The organism is Amycolatopsis sp. NBRC 101858, assembly GCF_030269325.1.
Lineage (GTDB): Bacteria > Actinomycetota > Actinomycetes > Mycobacteriales > Pseudonocardiaceae > Amycolatopsis > Amycolatopsis ponsaeliensis.
In genome coordinates, this window is sequence record NZ_BSTD01000003.1 from 161,000 (window position 1) to 179,165 (window position 18,166).

The following is an 18,166-nucleotide window of genomic DNA, read 5'->3' on the forward strand; positions in this document are numbered from 1 at the left end:
CAGCTCGAACCGTGTCGAGTTGTAGCTGCCCGCCTCCCACACGAGGTCGCTGTCACCGAACCGCCACTCGAGACCGGTCGCACGCTCCCTCAGCAGCCACGCCACAACAACCTCCCGGTTCCCGACCCACCATCGGCGCGACAGAACCTACCAGAGCGATAGAACATGCGTTCGATGAAGGCAGTGGTTCAGGTTGCGACCCACGAAACGCGGTCTCCTCCCCGCAGAGATCGCACTCGTCGCCCCAACTCGGCGGCAGCAGCAGTATCGCCGCGCGCCGCGCGGCGCAGGAAGCTGCTCAACGTGTGCAAGTCGCGGATTCGCACGAGGGTGTCGATGCCGGGCCAGTCGCGCGGGTCGTAGCCGTAGGCCTCGGCGAAGGCGTCCAGTTCACCTGTCGAGCGGCCGAAGCGAAGGCCGCCCTGGATGGTGTTGGCGAGATCAAGCTCGCGAGGTCCCCACGCGGGTTCGTCCCAGTCGCCGAGCACCACGTCTTCACCGTCCCACAGCGTGTTTCCGGGGTACGCATCACCGTGGATCAGGCCTGCCCCGAGCGGGAAGACCAACTTGTGGAAGTCCGCGAGCAGCTGGGCACGTTCGTCGACAAGCCACCGCCGGTCCGGTTCCGGCAGCGTGGTGTCGGCCGTGACGACGTCCGCGAACGAAGACAGCGGCGCCGTCTGCGGCAACTCCACGGGCGGCTTCGGCAGGCGGTGCAGCCGGCGCAGCAAGCCACCAAGGTGACCTGCACCAGGAATCCCGCGGTCGTGCTGGGCGTAGAACCGCCAGAACGTGATCACGTGATCAGCGAGTTCGACAGGTTGCTCGACTTCGGCCGGCCGGGTGCAGGGGAAGCCCTGCTCGGCCAGCCAGAGTGTCAGCTGAACTGCTCGGGCGGCTCGTTCCCCCGCCCCCTTCGAGGCAACCTTCACGACGACGCCGGAGTCACCGGCGGACGGGAGCAAGTAGACGTCGTTAGCGTGGTTACGCAACGGCTCAACGCCGATGAGATCGAGACCGGCATGGTGGCAAGCAGCCTCGAGCACGCTCGGAAGGACGAGATCAGGCACGCCCCGATGGTAGAGCGCGGGGTTGCCCCGAGAGATATCCGGTAAGCCTGTCCGCCAGGTCGCCGGCGGGGCGGTGTTGCCGGGCGCCGAGCCGGCGGGCTCGGTCGCGTAGCGAGGCTACGGACTCGTCGAGCTGAGTGATCCGCTCATCCGGAGGCAGGTTGAGAATCTGCGCGACCGACGCGGCCGCGCCGTCGAAATCATCCTGGCCGACGCACGCGTGCGCGTGGTCCAGGCGGGCAAGGGCCAAGTCGCCGTAGGACCGCTCCTCCGGCGAGCCCACCTCATAGGCACGGATCGCCTGCGCAGAAAAGCGCGCCGCCTCATCGTGGTTACCAAGCAGTGCGTGTGTCCCACCTACGTAGTAGATCTTCTTGGTCATTGGGAACGACAGCAATCCACCGAAGTCCTCTACCGGATCCGCGGAAACGAAGCCCCGATCCGGAGGCTCGTCCAGACGCGCAAGCAGATCACGCGCCGCGTCGTGCTGCTGTGCGCGGGCAGCCGAACGCGCGGCGATCGCCAGCAGGCGCCGACGCGTCTGGGGCCCGGCGTTGAACTGCAGCCCTTTGAGAGCATCGGAAACCGCAATGGCCGGTCGCCGGGACCACTCGTGGAACAAAGCCGAGGAACCACACGTCCACGCGCGCAACGCTGTGCTGTCCACAGCGGTGGCCAACGTTGCCGCAGCGCGAAGATGCTTCAGGGCCGCGCCGTGTTCGCCCAGGTTCTGACTCGCGTGGGCGAGAAGGATCGAGGTGACCCCGGCCAAGAACATCAAATCATGAGTCTGGCTGGGCCGCTGCGGCGATCTCAACGCCTGCGTCAAGGTGTTCTGGACGTGTCGCAGGTCCGCGAACACGGCGGGCAGCGGCGCGTGAACGTACTCGACAGCCAGCCGGCTCAGCTCGGCACGCTGATAATCGATCAGGTCGGCATCCGAACCCAGTGCGGCCACATCGTTGGCCAGCTGCTCCGCCTGGGCCGCCGAGTCGACGACCTGCGCTTGGGAGTCACCTGATGCCTCCTGGAACGCTCCCGAACCCGCTTGCGGCAGCCCACCTACACGCTGATGGAATCGCGCTCTGACTGCCGGCGAAGCCTTCGCCAACGCCACCGAGAGCAGGTCCTGCGCCTCACGTCCCGGATTTCGCGGATTGGTCGTCCGATTCCATTTGGCCACCGTCGACCGGGACAGACCCAGGTATTCGGCAAACTCCGCGAGCGTGTAACCCATAGCAGCGCACAATACGGCCGCGCGTTGAGCAGTCCAGCTCTCCATGACGCCCCCTTGATCAACGTCTATTCGCTCAGTGTGAACGATGTAACCGCCGAGAGCAACGGGCAGGCCTCGGACAGGCCCCGGCTGTGCCCATCCCGGCCCCATCAGGCCCCGTTTCCGCTTCCGCCGTTGTCACCTGTTGATCACGCTGTACGGCATGGACAGCGGCGAACCAGCCCGAGGTACTACATCGGAGCCGTCGCAAAGCTTTCGATTTATCCGCACAGAACTTCAACCTTGGGAACAGACCATGCCGCTCCAAGAAGAAGGATGGCCTTCTGAGATCACCCCCCAGCACTCAGAGGAATCCGAATATGCCCACCTCTGCCGCATCCTCGCTGGGCTGCGCCGACTGTCGTCCTCGGAGGAAACACCCCCGACCGGACTCTCCCTGTTTCGCGACACCGCCAAACTCGTCGACGCGATCCAGGCCACGCAGTGTCACCTGGGCGTGCTCGCCATCCAGCTGCAGGACGGCACGGCGACGGCAGAGGACCAGCGAAAAGTCGCCGACAGGACCGAGGAACTGCTGGACCTTCTTCAGTCCCATGCCGCAGACAGCGAATCGGGCGTCGTCCCGGCACCGCGGCAGCTCCATCTCACAGAACGGCGTCCGGCATGACCGACGGACCTTCCCGCCTCCCAGGCCTCTACGTACTCGGGAGCGCGCTACGAGAGCTTCGCGACAGCCGCGGAATCAGCCTCCGTCAGCTGGCCGCCAAGCTGGGGTTCAATCCATCCACCCTCTCGGGATGGGAAAAAGGAGCGCGACCGATCGACCCCGCTCAGCTCGGCTGGTATCTCGGTTACCTCCACGTGGCGCCTGCCGAGTACCAGCTGATGATGCGGCTTCATGGGCAGTCGGAGCGCACCAGCCACATCGAAAGCCTTGCGGCGGGCGAAGCAAGTCTTCAAGACGTGTACCTGCGATACGCGGTTCACACGTACGAGTGGGCGCCGCGCGTCGTGCCTGATCTTCTGCAGACGTCCGAGTACGCGCACGCAGTCCTGGGGCGGGACAGTCAGCCGGACGACGTCGACCTGGAGATCTTGTACCGCCAGGTCCGGCAACTCGGCCGGGATCCGCAGCACCGCCACACCGTCTTGTTAGGCGCAGCGGCACTAAACCACGAGTTCGTTTCCGCGGAGATCCGGGACGAACAGCTGCAGCACATCACCACGTCGGCAAAGGGTCGCATCAGCACTCAGATCGTCCCGGACAACTTGAGCTTCGCCGGAACGACCGAACCTTTCGTCATCTACGAGACAACGGACGGGATCTTCGCCGTCGTCTTGCGGCACGAGCACACAACCGCGTACCTGTCCGATTCGGACACGGTCAAGCGCTACCTGGCGACTTTCTACGCCTTGCAAAGGAAGGTCGCCGACTACCGAGTGGGGGCGGGTTCGTGTTGAGCAGTGCGAGCAGCCGGAGATGCAGCCGCAAATGCCTCCCAGAGCAGGTTCAGCGGGTGATCGGCGGCGTACCGCTGCCGTTCACCCTCGCGGGCGAAGATCCCGGTGACGATCTCGAGCGCCGGTTCGTAACCCGCGCCGAGCTCGACCTTGCGGAGATTCGCGCCGGGCAGCCGACCCTCGATCGCCGCGTCGGCGACCCGCTCGGTCGTAAGCAGGCAGCCGAACATCAGCTTGCTGCCGAGCAGGTTGAGGCCGTAGTTGAGCGAGTCGATGTCGGCGACCACGTGGAGCCTGCCTCGGTACTCCGGGCCGTACCAGCGGGTGAGGAAATCGGCCAGCAGACCCGCGGTCGGCGTCAGCAGTGGCAGGTCGGCGAGCGCGTTACGGGCAACCGGGCGATCGGGGACCTCGCGGGTGTTCAGGTTGGTCAGCAGGGCGACCCGTTCACGGTGCCACTCGAGGAAGTCGTGCGGCACGTCCGGGCCGCGGCCGTGCTCGGAGGCGAACGATCCGCAGACGAGATCGACCTGCTCGGCGTCCAGTTTGGTCTTGAGGTCGCGAGTCCGCACGTGCTCGATCTTGAGCTGAATGCCCCGGCGCTCGAAGGTCTCGCGCAGCTGCGGCCAGACCTCGCCGAGGAACTCGACGGTGAACTCGGTGGTGCCCACCGTGACGGTGGTCCCGACCCGCCGGCGGGCGCCGTGGACGCGGGCTGTCCACGCGCGCAGCGTTGTCACGGCGAGCGCGACCGCCTCTTCACCGGAGCCAGTGAACAGGAAATCCTTTCCACGACCCTGCTTCGCGACGAGCGCCTCGCCCATAAGCCGGATCGCGGCGTCGTTCAGCGTGTCGAGCTGCTTCTGCACGCTGGACTGGGACCGCTGCAGGACGCGAGCGGCGCGTTGGGCACTGCCGGTGGCATGGACGACGGCCAGCGTTCGCAGCTGGTCGAGGCTGGTGTCGAGCAACTCCGCCGGAAAGCCGAGAAGCTCGGTGACGTCCGCGTCCCCCACCAGCATCTCCTCTGCCGCTGTCCGATCGGACAGCTCTAGTTCTAGTTCGAGCAAGTGTAGCCGGAATGCTCTCAAGTTTTCTTTCGAGCATTTATATCAGTTTTATTGTCCAATCGAGCATCCGGTGGTCTACTCGAACCACCGCCCGCTCGCCCGTCCTTGGAGGACTGAACGATGACCGTCCGTCCGATCGCCGTCGACGAGCAGGCGTCGAGCTGCTACTTCCGCACCACCGTCGACACGCCGTACCGCAAGGCGCTGGTTCAGATCACCGAGCGGTGCAACCTGCGCTGCGGGCACTGCTTCGTCAACGCGACGAGGCACGGCAAGGACATGCCGCTCCCCGAGGTCGTCAAGAAGGTCGTCCCCCGGCTGGCCGACGCCCGGGTGCGACGGGTGACGCTGACCGGCGGAGAACCGACCATCCACCCGGACTTCCTCGGCATCGTGCACGCCTTCCGCAACGCCGGAATCGACGTCGGCATCTGCACCAACGCCACCAAACTCGACGACACCCTCATCCGACAACTGGCCACGGCTGGAGTCCATGTCAACGTCTCCCTCGACGGGTTCGCCGCCGACTCGCACGGCCTGTTCCGCGGCGACCGCGCCTCGTTCGACGTGACCGTGGCCAACGTCCAGAAGCTCGCCACGGCTGGCCTGCTGCAGGGACTGCTGTGCACCCCGAACTCCCTGGCCGACAACGACGAGTACGTCCAGCTGTGCGCGTTCGCCCGCGAGAACGGCGCCCGCTACGTGCTGCTCAACCCCCTGGGCAGCATGGGCCGCGGCGTGAAGTCCCAGCCCAAGCTGGCCAAGACCACCATGCACATGCAGGAGATCTTCGAGCTGACCGCGCCCTTCGACGGCCCCGACCTCGACATCGCCCACATCCGCTTCCCCAACACCGACCGCAAACCCCTCGCAGGCTGCGAGGCCGGGACGATCATCTACGTCTTCACCCCGGGCGAAGTCACCGTCTGCCCGTACCTCGTCTTCGCCGCCCGCACGCCGATCTCGCGGCACCCCGACACCGACTTCATCGTCGGCAACGTCTTCACCGACCGCGACATCGCCGCCCGCCTCGACAACTACCGCTTCCACGAGCGCTTCCAGGTCGGAGCCAACCCCACCTGCACCTCGTGCAGCCTCGAAACCGCCTGCGGCAAAGGCTGCCCTGCCGCGGTCGTCGCCGGCGGCGGACGCATCGGCGACGTCGACACCGAGCAGTGCCCCGTCACCGCCGACGGACACCACCTGCTGCCGCTGGACGTCGCATGACCGCGCCGCGACTTCCCGGCACGCTGGTGACCTTCGAAGGACCGGGAGGAGTCGGGAAGACAACGATCACCAAGCTGGTCGCCGAGCGCCTCGACGCAATCGGCGTTCCCGTGCACGCCACCCTCCAGCCGTCCCGCACTCCCCTGGGCGAGCTGGCCCGGCACGGGACCGACACCTACCGCGATATGGCCCTGGCCTGCCTCTGCGCCGCCGACCGGCACCACCAGCTGGCCACCGAGATCCTCCCGGCCCTGGCCGAGGGCAAGGTCGTGCTCTGCGACCGGTACGTGGCCTCGTCGCTGGTCCTGCAGGGGCTGGACGACATCCCGCTCGACGTCGTCTGGGCGCTCAACCACGGTGTCTACCGCCCCGACCTCGTCTGCACGCTCAGCGCCATCCCGGCCGACGTCGAACAGCGCCTGCGGGCGCGTGGCGGGCACAGCCGCTTCGAACGCACGCCCGGCAGCAGCTTCCGGGAGACCTACGGCTACCTGGCGGCCACGACGTTCCTGCGCGACCAGGGCTGGCCCGTCCAGGTAGTCGACTGCGCCGACAATCCCCGGACAACGGCTGGCACCATCGTCGATCTGATCCACCGCACCTTCACGGAGACCTCGGTATGCCCCTGACCGTCCTCACCCTCAACGTCGGCAACCCCGCCCTCGAACGAGCCCGCCGCCAACGCGACTGGCTCGCCCGCCGCGACGAGGACGTCTTCGTGCTCACCGAAACCGGCTCCGGCCCCGGCACCCACCTCATCGCCGAGTCCTTCACCGACGCCGGCTGGTCAGTCACCTACCCCGACCACGCAGACAAGGAACGCGGCGTCATGCTGCTTTCCAAACTGGAGTCCACAGTGGACCCCATCGGCGCCGCGATGACGTACCTGTCAGCTCGGCTGGACGGCATCGTGGTGCACACTGACCGCGGGCCACTGCGCATCCTCGGCGCCTACGTCCCGTCCCGCGACGCCACCGAAGCCAAAACCACCCGCAAACGCACGTGGATCGACGCCTTCCACCAGGCCTACGGGACTGTTGCAGGTGACGCACCCGTCCTCCTTCTGGGTGACCTCAACGTCCTCGAACCCGGACACGTGCCGCCTCATCCGGGGCAGTTCGCGCCGTTCGAGACCGCGTTCTACACCGAACTGACCCAGCGCCACGGCCTCGCCGACGCCTTCCGCACCCTGCACCCGACCGCGGTCGAGCACAGCTGGGCCCGCCGCGTCGAGCTCGGCTACCGCTACGACCACGCCCACGCCTCCACCACGCTGATCGAGCACCTGACCAGCTGCTCGTACGTCCACGACACCCGCCGCGGCGAGCCGACGCTCACGGACCATTCGGGACTCGCCGTCGAGCTGGCTCTGACCGCGACCGCGCCGCTGATAACGTCCGACCCGGCCGCGGACCGCGAGGCAACGCTCTTCTGAACCTGGGTGCTCGTGCCCGGCCGCCACTCCAGCTGCCGAGCACGAGGACCCACCGAATGACCGTCGCCAGCGAACCCGCCCTGCGGGTCGGAGCTCGCGTCCTGCTTCTCAACCGCGACGACGAGGTCCTGCTCATCCACGCCCGCGACCCCGACGACCCCAGCCACCACTGGTGGGAACTCCCCGGCGGCGGCCAGGACCCCGGCGAGAAGCTCGAGGACACCGCCCGCCGCGAGATCGCCGAGGAGACCGGCCTTCTCTTGGACGAGATTGGCCGCAAGCTCTGGACCCGCGAAAGCCGCTTCACCTACCGCGGCCGTGAGCACCACCGCCTCGACCACGTCTACCTCGCCCGCACCGACCGAGACGCACCGCAGGTGGCCGTCCGGCACACGGCCAACGAGCGCGCCGGCCTCATCGAGCGCCGCTGGTGGCCAGCCGCCGCCGTCTCCGGGTGCCACGACAAATTCCTGCCGGCCGAGCTGCCGGATCTCCTGCTGACCCTGCTCGACGGCCGCTTCCCGGCGACTCCGCTGGCCCTCACGGCCTGAGATCCGCGGCGCCGGTGTGGCTGTACGGCGCCCCAATGCGGCCGCATCGCACTTCGAGCGCGGAACCACTGAGCCACCGGACCTCACGCGTTGGTCTCGTCGTCAAGATCGCCGATCAGCTCTTCAAGCAGATCTTCGAGCCCGGATCCCGACGAACTCACCGCTCTCGTGACGGATTGCCCGGCCGATAGGTTCTCCGGCGTCGTCATAGCTCCAGCGCAACGGGGTCCGTCCATCCCGGCTGTAGTGGCACGGACGACCTCGCGAACCGGCTGAGCCGCCCAGTGAGCGGAGGCACCGTTCATCCGGCAACCTCGGTCAACCGTCGCCCGGCCCGTGTCTGCTCGATAGCGACAGCGGCGCCTGGGCCGGGTAGCTGCAGAGCGAGGGTCCGTGGCCGCGCCGCGGCGCCGCGGCCACGGCTGGTCACGACGACGTCGCGGAACTCCAAGTGGCCGAACCCTTCGTTCGTGGCGCCGTGCCACCGGCGCTTCGAGACACGAAGTTCGAGGTCAGCGCCGGGCCACGTGCCAGTGGTCAGCAGGACTGCGCCCCGATTGCGGACGCGCCCGGCCAGCCGGCGGGCGACCTGCGGCTGGATCCCGTGAGCGGCGGCGGAGCCAAGCACAACCAGGTCGAAGCCGTCGATCAGTGCCGAGACCACCGCGACGACCTCGGCGCCAGGCTCCGGAACGAGGGCGAGCCGATCGAGGTCGACGCCCAGTTCGGCGGCCGCGACCACACCGAGCTCCGGCACGCCGGCGATCGCTGCCCAAGAGCCCTCCCGAGTCGCCTCCGCGAGCAATGCCAGCACCAAGGCGATCGAGCCAGACACCGACGCCGTTGTGCCGCGACGCAGTCCGCCGCCCGGGAGAAGCCCGGCGAGCACCGGTATCACCGGCAGGGACCCAGTAGGCGCCGACGCAGCCTCCGAGTTCGGCTCGCCCAGCTGGGAGGCAGTGCGGACGCCAGGAAGCGCCGCGAGCCCTGCCACCGCCTCCGGCACGGCCACCACTCACCTCCAGCACCACGAACACGTACCGGAGACACCCGCGTGGGGAAGTCGCGAGCGAACCCGAACATTTATCGAACACTTGTTCGGATACTGCGAGATGAAGCGGGCGCTGTCAAGGCGAGCCGACCGGGCCGTTCAGGTCATGTTGCGAGTGGTCGCGAGGTTGACTGCTCAGTTCGCGCGGCCTGAGGCAAGACGGTGGTGAGCGACGTGCTCGGGGAGCGAGCCGAAACCGATGAACCGCGCGGCGGCACCCCGGAAGGTCGGGAAACGAGCTTGAGCAGGCGGAAGACCCAGCGAGGGCGAGCTTGCCGGCGACTCCTTTGGAGATGACCTTGTGCGCGGTGCGCTGGATGGACTGCATCCCGCGACACCGGATCGACCACACGCAACCGGTTCGTGGTGGAGGCCGCCGATGAGAACGATCTCGATCGTGCGCTACGCGCCCTTCGAGAAGTCACCGGAGTCGTGGCCGTTCACCAAGATCGCGGCTGAGGTCCGCCGTCTGACAACCACCGGCGAAAACTCGAACGGGCACTCACCTACGGAAGCACGGCACCGTCCGCGACGTCGCCCCGACCCGACCCGACCCGGCCGAGGTCGACGTTCGGCCGATGGGTGTAACAACCGGCACGCCTCGACGACTTGGTGTTGGTCGACGAAGGGAGGCGCTCGGTGACAGACCCGGCCACGGTGGAACCACTCGAGGAACTGACAGCTTTGTGGGCACCGGGAAGTGCTGTGCTGTGCGTAGGCGCCGGCGACCAGGAGGTCGAGTCGGTGGCGACCTGGCACGTCAGCCCGGCCGGCGATCCGACGGGAGCGTGGATCTACCCCGCCAGCGAAGTATTCTGCTCCCAAGACGCGGCGCGACGTGCCCTGTCCTTCCTCGAGCGCCGCGCGATCGCCGCCGTTCACCCGCAAAACCTGCAGGAGTGGCTCGACCGGCTGACCACGACGGCGAAGGTAGACGCCGAAGACGGCTGGTGGAAGCGGCAACTGTTCTCCCCCGTGGATGCGTTCCGGGAGACCGCCCGACGACGACAGCAGTACATCGTCACCGTCGAAGCCGCACGCAAGAACAGCAAGACGATCACTCCCCTGGAGTGGACACACGACCTTCCTGACGACGCCGAGGTCCAGGACTTCGCATCCCTGCAGCGCATCGCCCGCATTTCGAGCGCGCCCGGCACGCCCGTGGTGTCCGAAATCCTGCCGATCGCCCGCACGCTGCGATGGCTGGTGTCCATCTGGGCGGAAACCGAGCAGGTGAAGAACCGGCGCCGCTACGTGCGGGCCGAACACGGGGATCCCGAAGCCCTGCCGCCACAGTGGCTGGACGCGGTCCAGTCCGCCAGCACCAACCGGTTGCCGTTGTGAAGGCCGCACACGGCTACGCCGTCATCGACACCGAGACCACCGGCATCCTCACCGGCTGGCACCACCGCATCGCCGAGATCGCCGTCGTCCACGTGGACCCGCGCGGGCACGTCACCGACGAATGGGTGACGCTCGTCAACCCCGACCGCGATCTCGGTCCCCAGGCCATCCACGGCATCCGCGCGGCAGACGCACGCCGGGCACCCCGGTTCGAGCAGCTCGCCGGCGACCTCGTCGAGCGCCTGCGCGGGCGCGTGGTGGTGGCACACAACTGGCCTTTCGACGCGATGCACCTGCGCGCCGAGTTCGGCCGGCTGGGTGTCGACACGCCGTTCGAACCCGACGCCGGGCTGTGCACCATGCGCGCCGCGGGCCGGGCACGGTTAAGCTCCGGACGGTCCCTGATCGACTGCTGCGCGGCCGCGGGGCTGCCCGAGCGTGCGTGGCACGCCGCCATCGACGACGCGCGTGGAGCGGGCGAGCTGCTCGCGTTCCTCCTACGGCACGCGCCGAGCGCGGTGGATGTCACGGACGCCCACCTACAGGCTGCGGACTGGGCCTGGCCGGACCTGGAACCGCGTCGGACCTCAACGGTTCGCCGGACAGCGATCGGCCACTTCGAGCCGCACTTCCTGGCGAGGCTCGTCGAGCGGATGCCGCGGGACGGCGAGCCGGCGGTCGACGCGTACTACGCGATGCTCGACGACGCCTTGCTCGACCGTCAGATCTCAGCCACCGAAGGCGACGCCCTCATCCAGATCGCCCACGACCTCGGCCTGCACAAGAACGAAGTCGTGGCCCTGCACCTGAGCTACCTGCGCGACCTGGCCCGCGAAGCCTGGTCCGACCAGATTGTCACCGACGACGAGCGCAACGACCTGCTCACCGTCGCGACCTTGCTGGCCCTCGATCCGGCGATCGTCGGAACCATCCTCGACGAGGAACGCGACGCCGCGCGGGAACCGGCACCTGGGCAGGAACGCAAGGTCGGCGGGCTGGTCCTGCGTCCGGGTGACAAGGTGGTCCTGACCGGTGACATGAAACGGGCACGCGCCGACATCGCGGCCGAAGCCACGGCGGCAGGCATCCGCGTCACCAGCGCGGTCAGCAAGCAAACGCGTGTGCTCGCCGCAGCCGACCCGGACTCCATGTCGGGCAAAGCCAAGCGAGCCCGAGAATGCGGGGTCCCGGTCGTCTCGGAAGACGCTTTCCTTCAGGCGCTCGCGAAGCTCATTCGCTCCTGACTAGCTCAATACGCACCGCCACCCCAAGTTGAACGGTCGGCGACCAGCTCGCGGAGTTCTTGTTCTGCGCTCGTCACACCGGCCCTCCGCGACTTAGTGAGGTCGGTTCGAGGTGGTCCCGGGCGGCACGCTCGACGAGCACCGGCAGGAAGCTGCGGACTTCCGCGCCGGAGAGCCGTTCCCGTTCGGCGGTGACCGCTCGTTCGATGTCGTGCCGCCGACGCTCGTCGTACTCCTCGACGAGGCGGCCGACGAGCGCGTCGAAGCTGACGTCTTCCCCTCGGGCGGTCAACTCGTTCATGCCGATCTGCTCGGGACCGCCCGGTACGCGGTACTGAGTCATCGACCTCGCCGAACGAGATCGTGGATTGCAGCGAGATCATGGTGTCCGTCGGCCGCGAGTTCGTTCTTACCGTCCGTCATGGCGAACGCACTCAGCAGGGGAGGTCTCGGAACGGACGCGGCCCTGGCCCGCCGCAGCGGTTGTGCGGCATCACCGACCACGAGATCGGCAATCACCTGGGCGGTCACCGATGCGTTCGAGAACAACATCGACCAGCGAGAGGCGCTGGACGCCGCATCGGTGTCCGGAGGAACTCGCCGTGACCAGCCCAGACGCTTCTCCGTCGTGCATCCGCACCTACACCTGCCTCGGCGTCGCTTCGACGGGTCGTCCGTGCAACCGGGTGAATCACAAAGCCTCGGCTAAACCGTCTAGCCGGTGCCAAGCGTGTTGGCGGTGGTCGTCTGGACGAACCAGGCGCCAGATGAGAGGGGTAGCTGTGATAAGAGTGGGAACTCGCCGAGCTTTGACTGCTGTTGCGACGGTCGTTGCCTCACTGTGTGCCTCGTCGACGCTGATCGCGCCGGCGGCCCACGCGGCGGGTAAGCCGTGGGGGACGATCTACACGCGGACCTCTGCGGGGAACGCTGCTGCGGCGCATGGTGACTTCGCCAACAACGGCAATGTCTACGCAACCGTAGGCGCCAACTGGACCGATCTGCGCTCCGGCGACGGCAAAGCGTACGTGAAAATCGAGTTCTTTTTCTACAAGAACCAGAAGTGGGAGAGCGACGGCACAAGCCAGACCCCCGACACCAGCTCCTCAGCCTCCGGGCCCTTTTCTCGCAGGCTGAAGGTCGATGCGTCGGCCGCACGTGCCGCGATCAAGGTCTGCATCAAGTCCGTCTTCGTGGACCCCTGCTCACCGGAAGCCATCGTGTCGTTCAACTACTGACCTTGCCCACCTGGCCGTCCGGAGAAGTCTTCGAACGAGTGCGTTCACGGAAGGGCCGACGCCGATGTCGAAGACCTCTTCGAGTGCGAATTCCACCTCACCTTGGTCATCAAAGCTTATGAAGCCGAGCTCCTCGCCCCACTCAAGCTCTCAGACATCAACGAGAACGATCTGCGATTCGTCCGTGCGATCGAGGTGTACTTCAAGGGGCAATGGGACCACGAACGGACGCTTCGACCGCTTCCGTCCTGCGGTAGCGCTTCTGCGCAATGAGAACTCCTTGCCCGAAGATCAACCAGGTGACGCACGACCAGGCCGAGAAGCTGATGGAAAGCTGAACGACCTTCTGCCCGACAGTTAGACAAGTCGTTCAGCTGACAGCTATCTAGGCCGAGGGCCCGCACATGCTGGCCAGAACGCTCTGCGCGTTAGTTTTCGCCCGCCTACAGCCGACGGAACAGCAGCCACACCTGCGGCCAGCCCGCTCACCATGATCGGAGATGCTCCGCTACGGATGGCGCATTCTTTGCCAAGGCACTGCGCCAAGTAAGGATATCTAATTTTTGCAGTCTTCCAACAATGACAATCGGATGGACACCAAAGGTGTCCGCAATGCGAGCCAGCCACCCCTGGCCAATGCGATCAGGAACTTCTGGCAACCAGCCAGGTAGTGCCCATTGCGCAGCCAATTCATTGGCGTCGTCCTCTTGTTGCCGACCATGCGGGTTGTCCTCATCCAGGATAACACCGTCCGCAATGTGATTCAGATCGACGTGGGCAACTTCGTGCAGAAGCGTGAACAACACCTTGTCTAATCGATGTCCACGACCAGATAAGCCGATCACAGGCACACCGTCCATCTCGAACGAAGCACCGTCAATCTTGCTTCCGGGGAAAGCTTCAACGTAGACGAGGCACACTCCCACCTCTGCAAAGCGCGCCGGCAGGTCCGCGAAGCCGAACGGGTTTCGCACGTCACGACTCAACCGCTCAGCCAACGACCGCAGGCCCTGCTGAGAGTAAGCCGCTACCGATCGACGTCGAGCCTGACGTCGTACGCACGCCAACCAGGCCACCTGAATCGACGAAACCGACTCCGCGACATTACTTCTACGCGCAGCCATTTTCAGGGTAGGTTTTTGCTTGATGTTCTCTATCTCAAGCAGTTCGCACAATTGTTCCGACTGCTCGCGCAGGGTAGAAGCTGTGATCACACCCCGTTTACGCAAGAGCGCCAGAGGCGCCTGCTGATTTAGCAGCGCACGAAGTCGCACATCGTCCAACTGTTGAATGATGCGCTCATCCTGAGCTTGTTGCCACAAATGAAAGCTGTCTTGCAGACCGAGCCAGTACTCCGGACTCGTTTCCAACGCTGCCGAGATCTGAGCAGCCGACTCCCGGGTGATCTCCTTCTTGCCGGCAACGATCTCCGACACCACCTGCGGTGGCCGGTCGATGATCTCGGCGAACTCCGCCTGGGTCCAACCGCGGCGAGCTAGTTCCTCCAAGAGGAAATCACCGACCGGGAACGCCTCGACAGGCCTGGAGTTCATCGCGCCGCCTCTTGAATTCCCGACATAAGGATCTCCACCACCGACACCTGCTCGGTCTTCTCGGGATCGAACTCGATTACCAATCGCGCCCCATCTGCCAGGCAGATCGAGCCTTGCATCCCGCCGCCGTCCGCGTGGGTTCGAAACTCCAGGGACAGTAGCCCGTCCAGGTCACGACGATCTTTCATCGCCGACAGGGACTGGTGCCGCCGCCGAAGGGACTCCACAACCCCAGGCGGCCACTGATCCGACTCGAAGGCGGCATCGAAGATCAGGCGGCGGAGCGTGTTGTCACCGTAGTGAACGTGCACACCACCCTCCGTCCATCACCCCTGAGCCGATGACTGCTACTCCGCCCGACGATACCGGTCACCCCACCTCGGACCCCGCGTGACGCGCTATCACCCACTCGGGCTACGGTGCCTGTATTCACCTCTTCACCCCTTGACTGAATCTGTGATCTCGGCATACGGTACCGCCGTTCGGGTCGAGATTTTCAAGAAGCAGGGAGGTCACCATGACCGCAACCGAGGCAATCGAAGTCCTGGCGGAGCACCACGAGGCGGATGCCGATGACCGGCACCGCCGAGTAGTCACCGTGGACAACAAGGACAACGGCGAGCGGATCCGGCTGCGGGCGCCGCTCAAGGCGACCGTCGAGTCGGTCATCGAGCGGATGTACGCCGAGTTCCGGCTCACCCGGCATCCTCTCGACCGTCTCATCTGCCGCGGCAAGGGCGAGGACGTGTTCCCGCTCTCGGCCCTGTCACTCGAGCGGTACCTGCACCAGGGGCACTGCCCGAACCTGCACTGGTCCTTCGCCGGCGACACCGGCGGAGCCTGACGGTGACCGTCCCGGTGTCCGCTGACCCGGAGGTCGCCACTGCGGTGTTCACCCAGCACGTGGCCGAGGTCAGCGCAAGTGCGCAGGCACGCGAACACGGCTGGGTGTTCACCCCGATCGACCCCCTGCACGTGGTCGTCACCCTGACGGCGACCCGGCCCGACGGCGGCCATGACACCTTCCATGTGAAGCTGGGTGCCGAGTTCTACGACGCCTTCCCGCCGACGACCTCCTTCGTCAGCCCGCCACGCGGAGAGGCGCCGGGCGTCCCGCCCCGCAACGGCTGGCAGGAGGCTTCGCCCGCGAGCCAGTGGATGCCGACCGTGACGGCGCAGACCGGGTTCGCGGTGCACCACAGCTACACCTATCCACCCGAAGCGTCCTGGCCGGACATGTATCGGCCACCGCGCCAGCTGGTGTGCTGCTCGATGACCTTCGAGTACTACATCTCCTCCCACACCCCGACCGACGGACAGCGCTGGACAAGCGGCCGGCACACCCTCGCCGCGACGCTCAACCGCATCCAGGACGCGCTGACCGACACCTACCTGGGACCTTCCGGTGCTGACGATTCCTGAACCCGTGTGGCATGCCGTGCTTGACGCCTTCGCAACAGCTCCGCCGGGCCACGAACGCGTCGCCTACCTCGACGGCGTCCGGTTCCACGACGCGACCGGCGTCCGACACGGCGTCGCGACGACCGTCACGCTGCCTGACGCGCACACGACACCGGGGAACTACCAAGTGAGCGCCCGCGCGATGGAGCAGGCTGGCAGCCACTTCGAGGTCCTCGAGCTGGTCCGGCTCGCCCAGGTCCACACCCACGGCAACGACTGGGTGAACCACTCCCGGACCGACGACGGGCGGGCCTACAGCCAGATGGACGACGCCCTGTCCCTCGTCCTGCCGCACCACGCCGCCGGGCGGCCGACACCGTTTCAGGCCGGCGTGCACCTGCGCGGTCCACAGGGCTGGCGCCGTCTGCACCGCGACGAGCTGGAGAACCACGTCCGGCTGCTGCCGGGAACGATCGACCACCGGAGGCACCCGTGGAACGCCTGTCCGACCGGCACGAAGGAGACCTCGACGGACGCCTCCACCCCATCGACCACGTCGACGAGGTGGCCGTCGCGGTGGTGGTCGCGCCGGAAACTGCCCAGCTGAGTGAGACTCAGCACACGGCGTGGATGCTCATCAACCTGCTGGCGCGAGCGCAGCGAGTCGTGCACCAGGTCAAGGTCAGCTGTCCGACCGACGTTGCCCTCACCGGCCGAATCGTCCCGCTGGCGCCGCGCGACGTGGAGCTGGCGGAGGCGCTCGTCTCCGGCGGCGAGGCCGTCGGCGCGGTTCCAGTCACGCCCGGGTCGCCAGGGCGCGACGACGTAGTGCTCATCGTCGGCGCGACGCGGCTCGACGGCGTACCCGGCCGGCACGTCCGCGGACGTGGCTGGTGGGGCGGGGTCGGCGACAGCCCAATCGAGCTGACCGGCGCACCGAACGACCTGCCGTTCGGCCCGTACGTCGCGGCCGCTCTCGCCGCGGCAGAGGTATTCCTGGACGTGCGCCTGCCGGCCGCGGCCGAGCGCCGCCCGACCTTCTACGGCTGGGACTGCTGGAAGTCGGCGCTCGTCGCCCACCCGGGCGAACTCACGCCCGCAGACCTCCGGAAAGTGGACCTTTCCGGCACCGCGCTGGCCGGTGTGGGAGCGGTCGGCGCGGCCTGGGTGCACACGATCTGGGCGACGCCCGGCCTGATCGGCGACGTGACACTCGCCGACGCAGATGCCAAAGGCATCACCACGTCGAACCTGAACCGGTGTGCCCTCTTCGGACACGCCGGTCTCGACCAGCCCAAGGCCGACGAGGCAGCGAGGCTCACCGCGGACAGCACCGTCACCTGGCGTCCCCACCACAGCCGCCTCGAGGAACTGCCCGATCTCCCGACGCTGCTCGTCTCCGCCGTCGACACGAACCGAGCCCGCGAAGCGCTCCAGCACCGCTACCCGCCGCGGATCCTGTCCGGAAGTACGCGGGACCTCCGGGCCGAAATCCTCTGCATTGGTCCCCCGGGCGTCGGCGCCTGCCTACGGTGCTACAACAAGCCGGAGTCATTCACCGGCGACGACGAGCTTCGCGCCCGGACACGCACCGGCGGCCCGGACGCCATCGCCGCTCTCGCCAAGACTGCCTCAGTACCGACCGCGGAAGTAGCCGACTGGGTAGAGCAAGGCAGCTGCGACGAAGTCGGCGCCCGCCTGCTGCGGACGCTGCGTGCCGCAGAACAGGGCAGAGAACCACCGCGCTTCGCCGTCGGCTTCACCTCGGTCATGGCCGGCGTGCTCCTCGCAGCCGAGACGATCAAGACACTCATCGGGACACCGCTGACCTCCGACAGTCCGCGGTCAAACAACGTCACGTTCCAGTTCTTCGCGCCGGCCAGCAACATCAACGGCGCGGAACACCGCGCGAGGGACCTGTCGTGTGCAGCCTGCGCACCAACCAACCCGGCCACCGCCGTATGGCGGCGGCGCTTCGACGGGAAAGGCGGCGGACCGCGTTAAGCATGGCCTGAAGCTCGCGGTTGACCCATTCCGTCTCGGCGGTTGACCGTCAGCGCCTCGGGCTTCACGCGCTGCCCGACCTTGATCTTGCCCCCCCATCTGCTCGTAAGACGACCCGTGCGCATCCTATTCGGCAAGCCGTCAGTTTTGTAGACCGATCGATGGAAAGAACCCCACTTTGTTGCGGTGCCGTTGATTCACTCCTCGCGACGCGGCATCGCGGACGAATTTTTCCGCGCGGCCGGGAAGTCATTGCATAGTTCGACCGGCTTGCCTAGCC

The 18,166-nt window shown here is 66.8% G+C and carries 21 protein-coding genes; 13 read left to right on the top strand and 8 right to left on the bottom strand.

Annotated features, from left to right (window positions below; all coding sequences use genetic code 11):
• Nucleotides 1–188: 188 nt before the first annotated feature.
• Nucleotides 189–1,070 carry a phosphotransferase enzyme family protein gene (locus QSK39_RS24115; protein WP_285480090.1) on the bottom strand — a complete coding sequence of 294 codons (882 nt, stop codon included), beginning with the start codon at nucleotides 1,068–1,070 and terminating at the stop codon, nucleotides 189–191.
• The gene (locus QSK39_RS24120; RefSeq protein ID WP_285480091.1) at nucleotides 1,063–2,307 is read right to left on the bottom strand and encodes a hypothetical protein; all 1,245 of its coding nucleotides are present in this window, start codon (nucleotides 2,305–2,307) and stop codon (nucleotides 1,063–1,065) included. The genes QSK39_RS24115 and QSK39_RS24120 overlap by 8 nt, the downstream gene beginning before the upstream one ends.
• 184 nt (nucleotides 2,308–2,491) lie before the next feature.
• Between QSK39_RS24120 and QSK39_RS24125 the strand changes: the two genes are divergently transcribed.
• The gene (locus QSK39_RS24125) at nucleotides 2,492–2,974 is read left to right on the top strand and encodes a hypothetical protein (RefSeq protein WP_285480092.1); all 483 of its coding nucleotides are present in this window, start codon (nucleotides 2,492–2,494) and stop codon (nucleotides 2,972–2,974) included.
• Nucleotides 2,971–3,768: a Scr1 family TA system antitoxin-like transcriptional regulator gene (locus QSK39_RS24130; RefSeq protein WP_285480093.1), complete on the top strand. Its 798-nt coding sequence runs from the start codon at nucleotides 2,971–2,973 to the stop codon at nucleotides 3,766–3,768. The genes QSK39_RS24125 and QSK39_RS24130 overlap by 4 nt, the downstream gene beginning before the upstream one ends.
• Here the strand turns inward: QSK39_RS24130 and QSK39_RS24135 are convergent.
• Nucleotides 3,741–4,790: a LysR family transcriptional regulator gene (locus QSK39_RS24135; protein WP_285480094.1), complete on the bottom strand. Its 1,050-nt coding sequence runs from the start codon at nucleotides 4,788–4,790 to the stop codon at nucleotides 3,741–3,743. The genes QSK39_RS24130 and QSK39_RS24135 overlap by 28 nt on opposite strands.
• Nucleotides 4,791–4,958: 168 nt before the next feature.
• On the opposite strand from QSK39_RS24135, the gene QSK39_RS24140 reads away from it, so the two are divergent.
• The 4 genes from QSK39_RS24140 to QSK39_RS24155 are packed head-to-tail and all read left to right on the top strand — an operon-like array spanning nucleotide 4,959 to nucleotide 8,051.
• A complete protein-coding gene (locus tag QSK39_RS24140) occupies nucleotides 4,959–6,065 on the top strand; it encodes a radical SAM protein (RefSeq protein ID WP_285480095.1) in 1,107 nt (368 codons plus the stop codon).
• The gene (gene tmk, locus QSK39_RS24145; RefSeq protein ID WP_285480096.1) at nucleotides 6,062–6,694 is read left to right on the top strand and encodes a dTMP kinase; all 633 of its coding nucleotides are present in this window, start codon (nucleotides 6,062–6,064) and stop codon (nucleotides 6,692–6,694) included. Before QSK39_RS24140 ends, tmk begins: the two co-directional genes overlap by 4 nt.
• On the top strand, nucleotides 6,685–7,500 hold the full coding sequence (locus QSK39_RS24150) for an endonuclease/exonuclease/phosphatase family protein (RefSeq protein ID WP_285480097.1): 816 nt from the start codon (nucleotides 6,685–6,687) through the stop codon (nucleotides 7,498–7,500). The genes tmk and QSK39_RS24150 overlap by 10 nt, the downstream gene beginning before the upstream one ends.
• A 56-nt stretch (nucleotides 7,501–7,556) precedes the next feature.
• Nucleotides 7,557–8,051 carry an NUDIX hydrolase gene (locus QSK39_RS24155; protein ID WP_285480098.1) on the top strand — a complete coding sequence of 165 codons (495 nt, stop codon included), beginning with the start codon at nucleotides 7,557–7,559 and terminating at the stop codon, nucleotides 8,049–8,051.
• Between the two features lie 83 nt (nucleotides 8,052–8,134).
• On the opposite strand, the gene QSK39_RS24160 is transcribed toward QSK39_RS24155, so the two are convergent.
• Complete coding sequence (locus tag QSK39_RS24160) at nucleotides 8,135–8,260, bottom strand: hypothetical protein (RefSeq protein ID WP_285480099.1); 126 nt, start codon at nucleotides 8,258–8,260, stop codon at nucleotides 8,135–8,137.
• A gap of 92 nt (nucleotides 8,261–8,352) precedes the next feature.
• The gene (imuA', locus tag QSK39_RS24165) at nucleotides 8,353–9,063 is read right to left on the bottom strand and encodes a DnaE2-dependent mutagenesis accessory factor ImuA' (RefSeq protein ID WP_285480100.1); all 711 of its coding nucleotides are present in this window, start codon (nucleotides 9,061–9,063) and stop codon (nucleotides 8,353–8,355) included.
• 678 nt (nucleotides 9,064–9,741) lie between these two features.
• Here imuA' and QSK39_RS24170 point away from each other — a divergent pair.
• Together QSK39_RS24170 and QSK39_RS24175 are read left to right on the top strand one after the other, a co-directional pair.
• Nucleotides 9,742–10,446: a DUF6218 family protein gene (locus tag QSK39_RS24170; RefSeq protein WP_285480101.1), complete on the top strand. Its 705-nt coding sequence runs from the start codon at nucleotides 9,742–9,744 to the stop codon at nucleotides 10,444–10,446.
• The gene (locus QSK39_RS24175; protein WP_285480102.1) at nucleotides 10,398–11,690 is read left to right on the top strand and encodes an exonuclease domain-containing protein; all 1,293 of its coding nucleotides are present in this window, start codon (nucleotides 10,398–10,400) and stop codon (nucleotides 11,688–11,690) included. Before QSK39_RS24170 ends, QSK39_RS24175 begins: the two co-directional genes overlap by 49 nt.
• Before the next feature lie 73 nt (nucleotides 11,691–11,763).
• Here QSK39_RS24175 and QSK39_RS24180 read toward each other — a convergent pair whose 3' ends face one another.
• The gene (locus QSK39_RS24180; protein WP_285480103.1) at nucleotides 11,764–11,991 is read right to left on the bottom strand and encodes a three-helix bundle dimerization domain-containing protein; all 228 of its coding nucleotides are present in this window, start codon (nucleotides 11,989–11,991) and stop codon (nucleotides 11,764–11,766) included.
• A 508-nt stretch (nucleotides 11,992–12,499) separates the two neighbouring features.
• Between QSK39_RS24180 and QSK39_RS24185 the strand changes: the two genes are divergently transcribed.
• A complete protein-coding gene (locus QSK39_RS24185; RefSeq protein WP_285480104.1) occupies nucleotides 12,500–12,928 on the top strand; it encodes a hypothetical protein in 429 nt (142 codons plus the stop codon).
• 485 nt (nucleotides 12,929–13,413) lie between these two features.
• On the opposite strand, the gene QSK39_RS24190 is transcribed toward QSK39_RS24185, so the two are convergent.
• A complete protein-coding gene (locus QSK39_RS24190; RefSeq protein ID WP_285480105.1) occupies nucleotides 13,414–14,481 on the bottom strand; it encodes a HigA family addiction module antitoxin in 1,068 nt (355 codons plus the stop codon).
• Nucleotides 14,478–14,792: a hypothetical protein gene (locus tag QSK39_RS24195; RefSeq protein WP_285480106.1), complete on the bottom strand. Its 315-nt coding sequence runs from the start codon at nucleotides 14,790–14,792 to the stop codon at nucleotides 14,478–14,480. The genes QSK39_RS24190 and QSK39_RS24195 overlap by 4 nt, the downstream gene beginning before the upstream one ends.
• Before the next feature lie 206 nt (nucleotides 14,793–14,998).
• Between QSK39_RS24195 and QSK39_RS24200 the strand changes: the two genes are divergently transcribed.
• The 4 genes from QSK39_RS24200 to QSK39_RS24215 are packed head-to-tail and all read left to right on the top strand — an operon-like array spanning nucleotide 14,999 to nucleotide 17,886.
• Nucleotides 14,999–15,325 (top strand): hypothetical protein, encoded by a 327-nt coding sequence (locus QSK39_RS24200; RefSeq protein WP_285480107.1) that lies wholly within the window; start codon nucleotides 14,999–15,001, stop codon nucleotides 15,323–15,325.
• 2 nt (nucleotides 15,326–15,327) lie between these two features.
• Nucleotides 15,328–15,903 (top strand): hypothetical protein, encoded by a 576-nt coding sequence (locus tag QSK39_RS24205; protein WP_285480108.1) that lies wholly within the window; start codon nucleotides 15,328–15,330, stop codon nucleotides 15,901–15,903.
• A gap of 16 nt (nucleotides 15,904–15,919) precedes the next feature.
• The gene (locus QSK39_RS24210; RefSeq protein ID WP_285480109.1) at nucleotides 15,920–16,489 is read left to right on the top strand and encodes a hypothetical protein; all 570 of its coding nucleotides are present in this window, start codon (nucleotides 15,920–15,922) and stop codon (nucleotides 16,487–16,489) included.
• Nucleotides 16,375–17,886 carry a ThiF family adenylyltransferase gene (locus tag QSK39_RS24215; RefSeq protein WP_285480110.1) on the top strand — a complete coding sequence of 504 codons (1,512 nt, stop codon included), beginning with the start codon at nucleotides 16,375–16,377 and terminating at the stop codon, nucleotides 17,884–17,886. Before QSK39_RS24210 ends, QSK39_RS24215 begins: the two co-directional genes overlap by 115 nt.
• Nucleotides 17,887–18,166: the final 280 nt, after the last annotated feature.

Excerpts from the sequence above, each read along its gene's own strand:
- QSK39_RS24120 (WP_285480091.1), bottom strand. The coding sequence starts at position 2,307 with ATGGGTTACACGCTCGCGGAGTTTGCCGAATACCTGGGTCTGTCCCGG.
- QSK39_RS24130 (WP_285480093.1), top strand. The coding sequence starts at position 2,971 with ATGACCGACGGACCTTCCCGCCTCCCAGGCCTCTACGTACTCGGGAGC.
- QSK39_RS24135 (WP_285480094.1), bottom strand. The coding sequence starts at position 4,790 with ATGCTGGTGGGGGACGCGGACGTCACCGAGCTTCTCGGCTTTCCGGCG.
- QSK39_RS24140 (WP_285480095.1), top strand. The coding sequence starts at position 4,959 with ATGACCGTCCGTCCGATCGCCGTCGACGAGCAGGCGTCGAGCTGCTAC.
- tmk (WP_285480096.1), top strand. The coding sequence starts at position 6,062 with ATGACCGCGCCGCGACTTCCCGGCACGCTGGTGACCTTCGAAGGACCG.
- QSK39_RS24150 (WP_285480097.1), top strand. The coding sequence starts at position 6,685 with ATGCCCCTGACCGTCCTCACCCTCAACGTCGGCAACCCCGCCCTCGAA.
- QSK39_RS24155 (WP_285480098.1), top strand. The coding sequence starts at position 7,557 with ATGACCGTCGCCAGCGAACCCGCCCTGCGGGTCGGAGCTCGCGTCCTG.
- QSK39_RS24160 (WP_285480099.1), bottom strand. The coding sequence starts at position 8,260 with ATGACGACGCCGGAGAACCTATCGGCCGGGCAATCCGTCACGAGAGCG.
- QSK39_RS24180 (WP_285480103.1), bottom strand. The coding sequence starts at position 11,991 with ATGAACGAGTTGACCGCCCGAGGGGAAGACGTCAGCTTCGACGCGCTC.
- QSK39_RS24190 (WP_285480105.1), bottom strand. The coding sequence starts at position 14,481 with ATGAACTCCAGGCCTGTCGAGGCGTTCCCGGTCGGTGATTTCCTCTTG.
- QSK39_RS24200 (WP_285480107.1), top strand. The coding sequence starts at position 14,999 with ATGACCGCAACCGAGGCAATCGAAGTCCTGGCGGAGCACCACGAGGCG.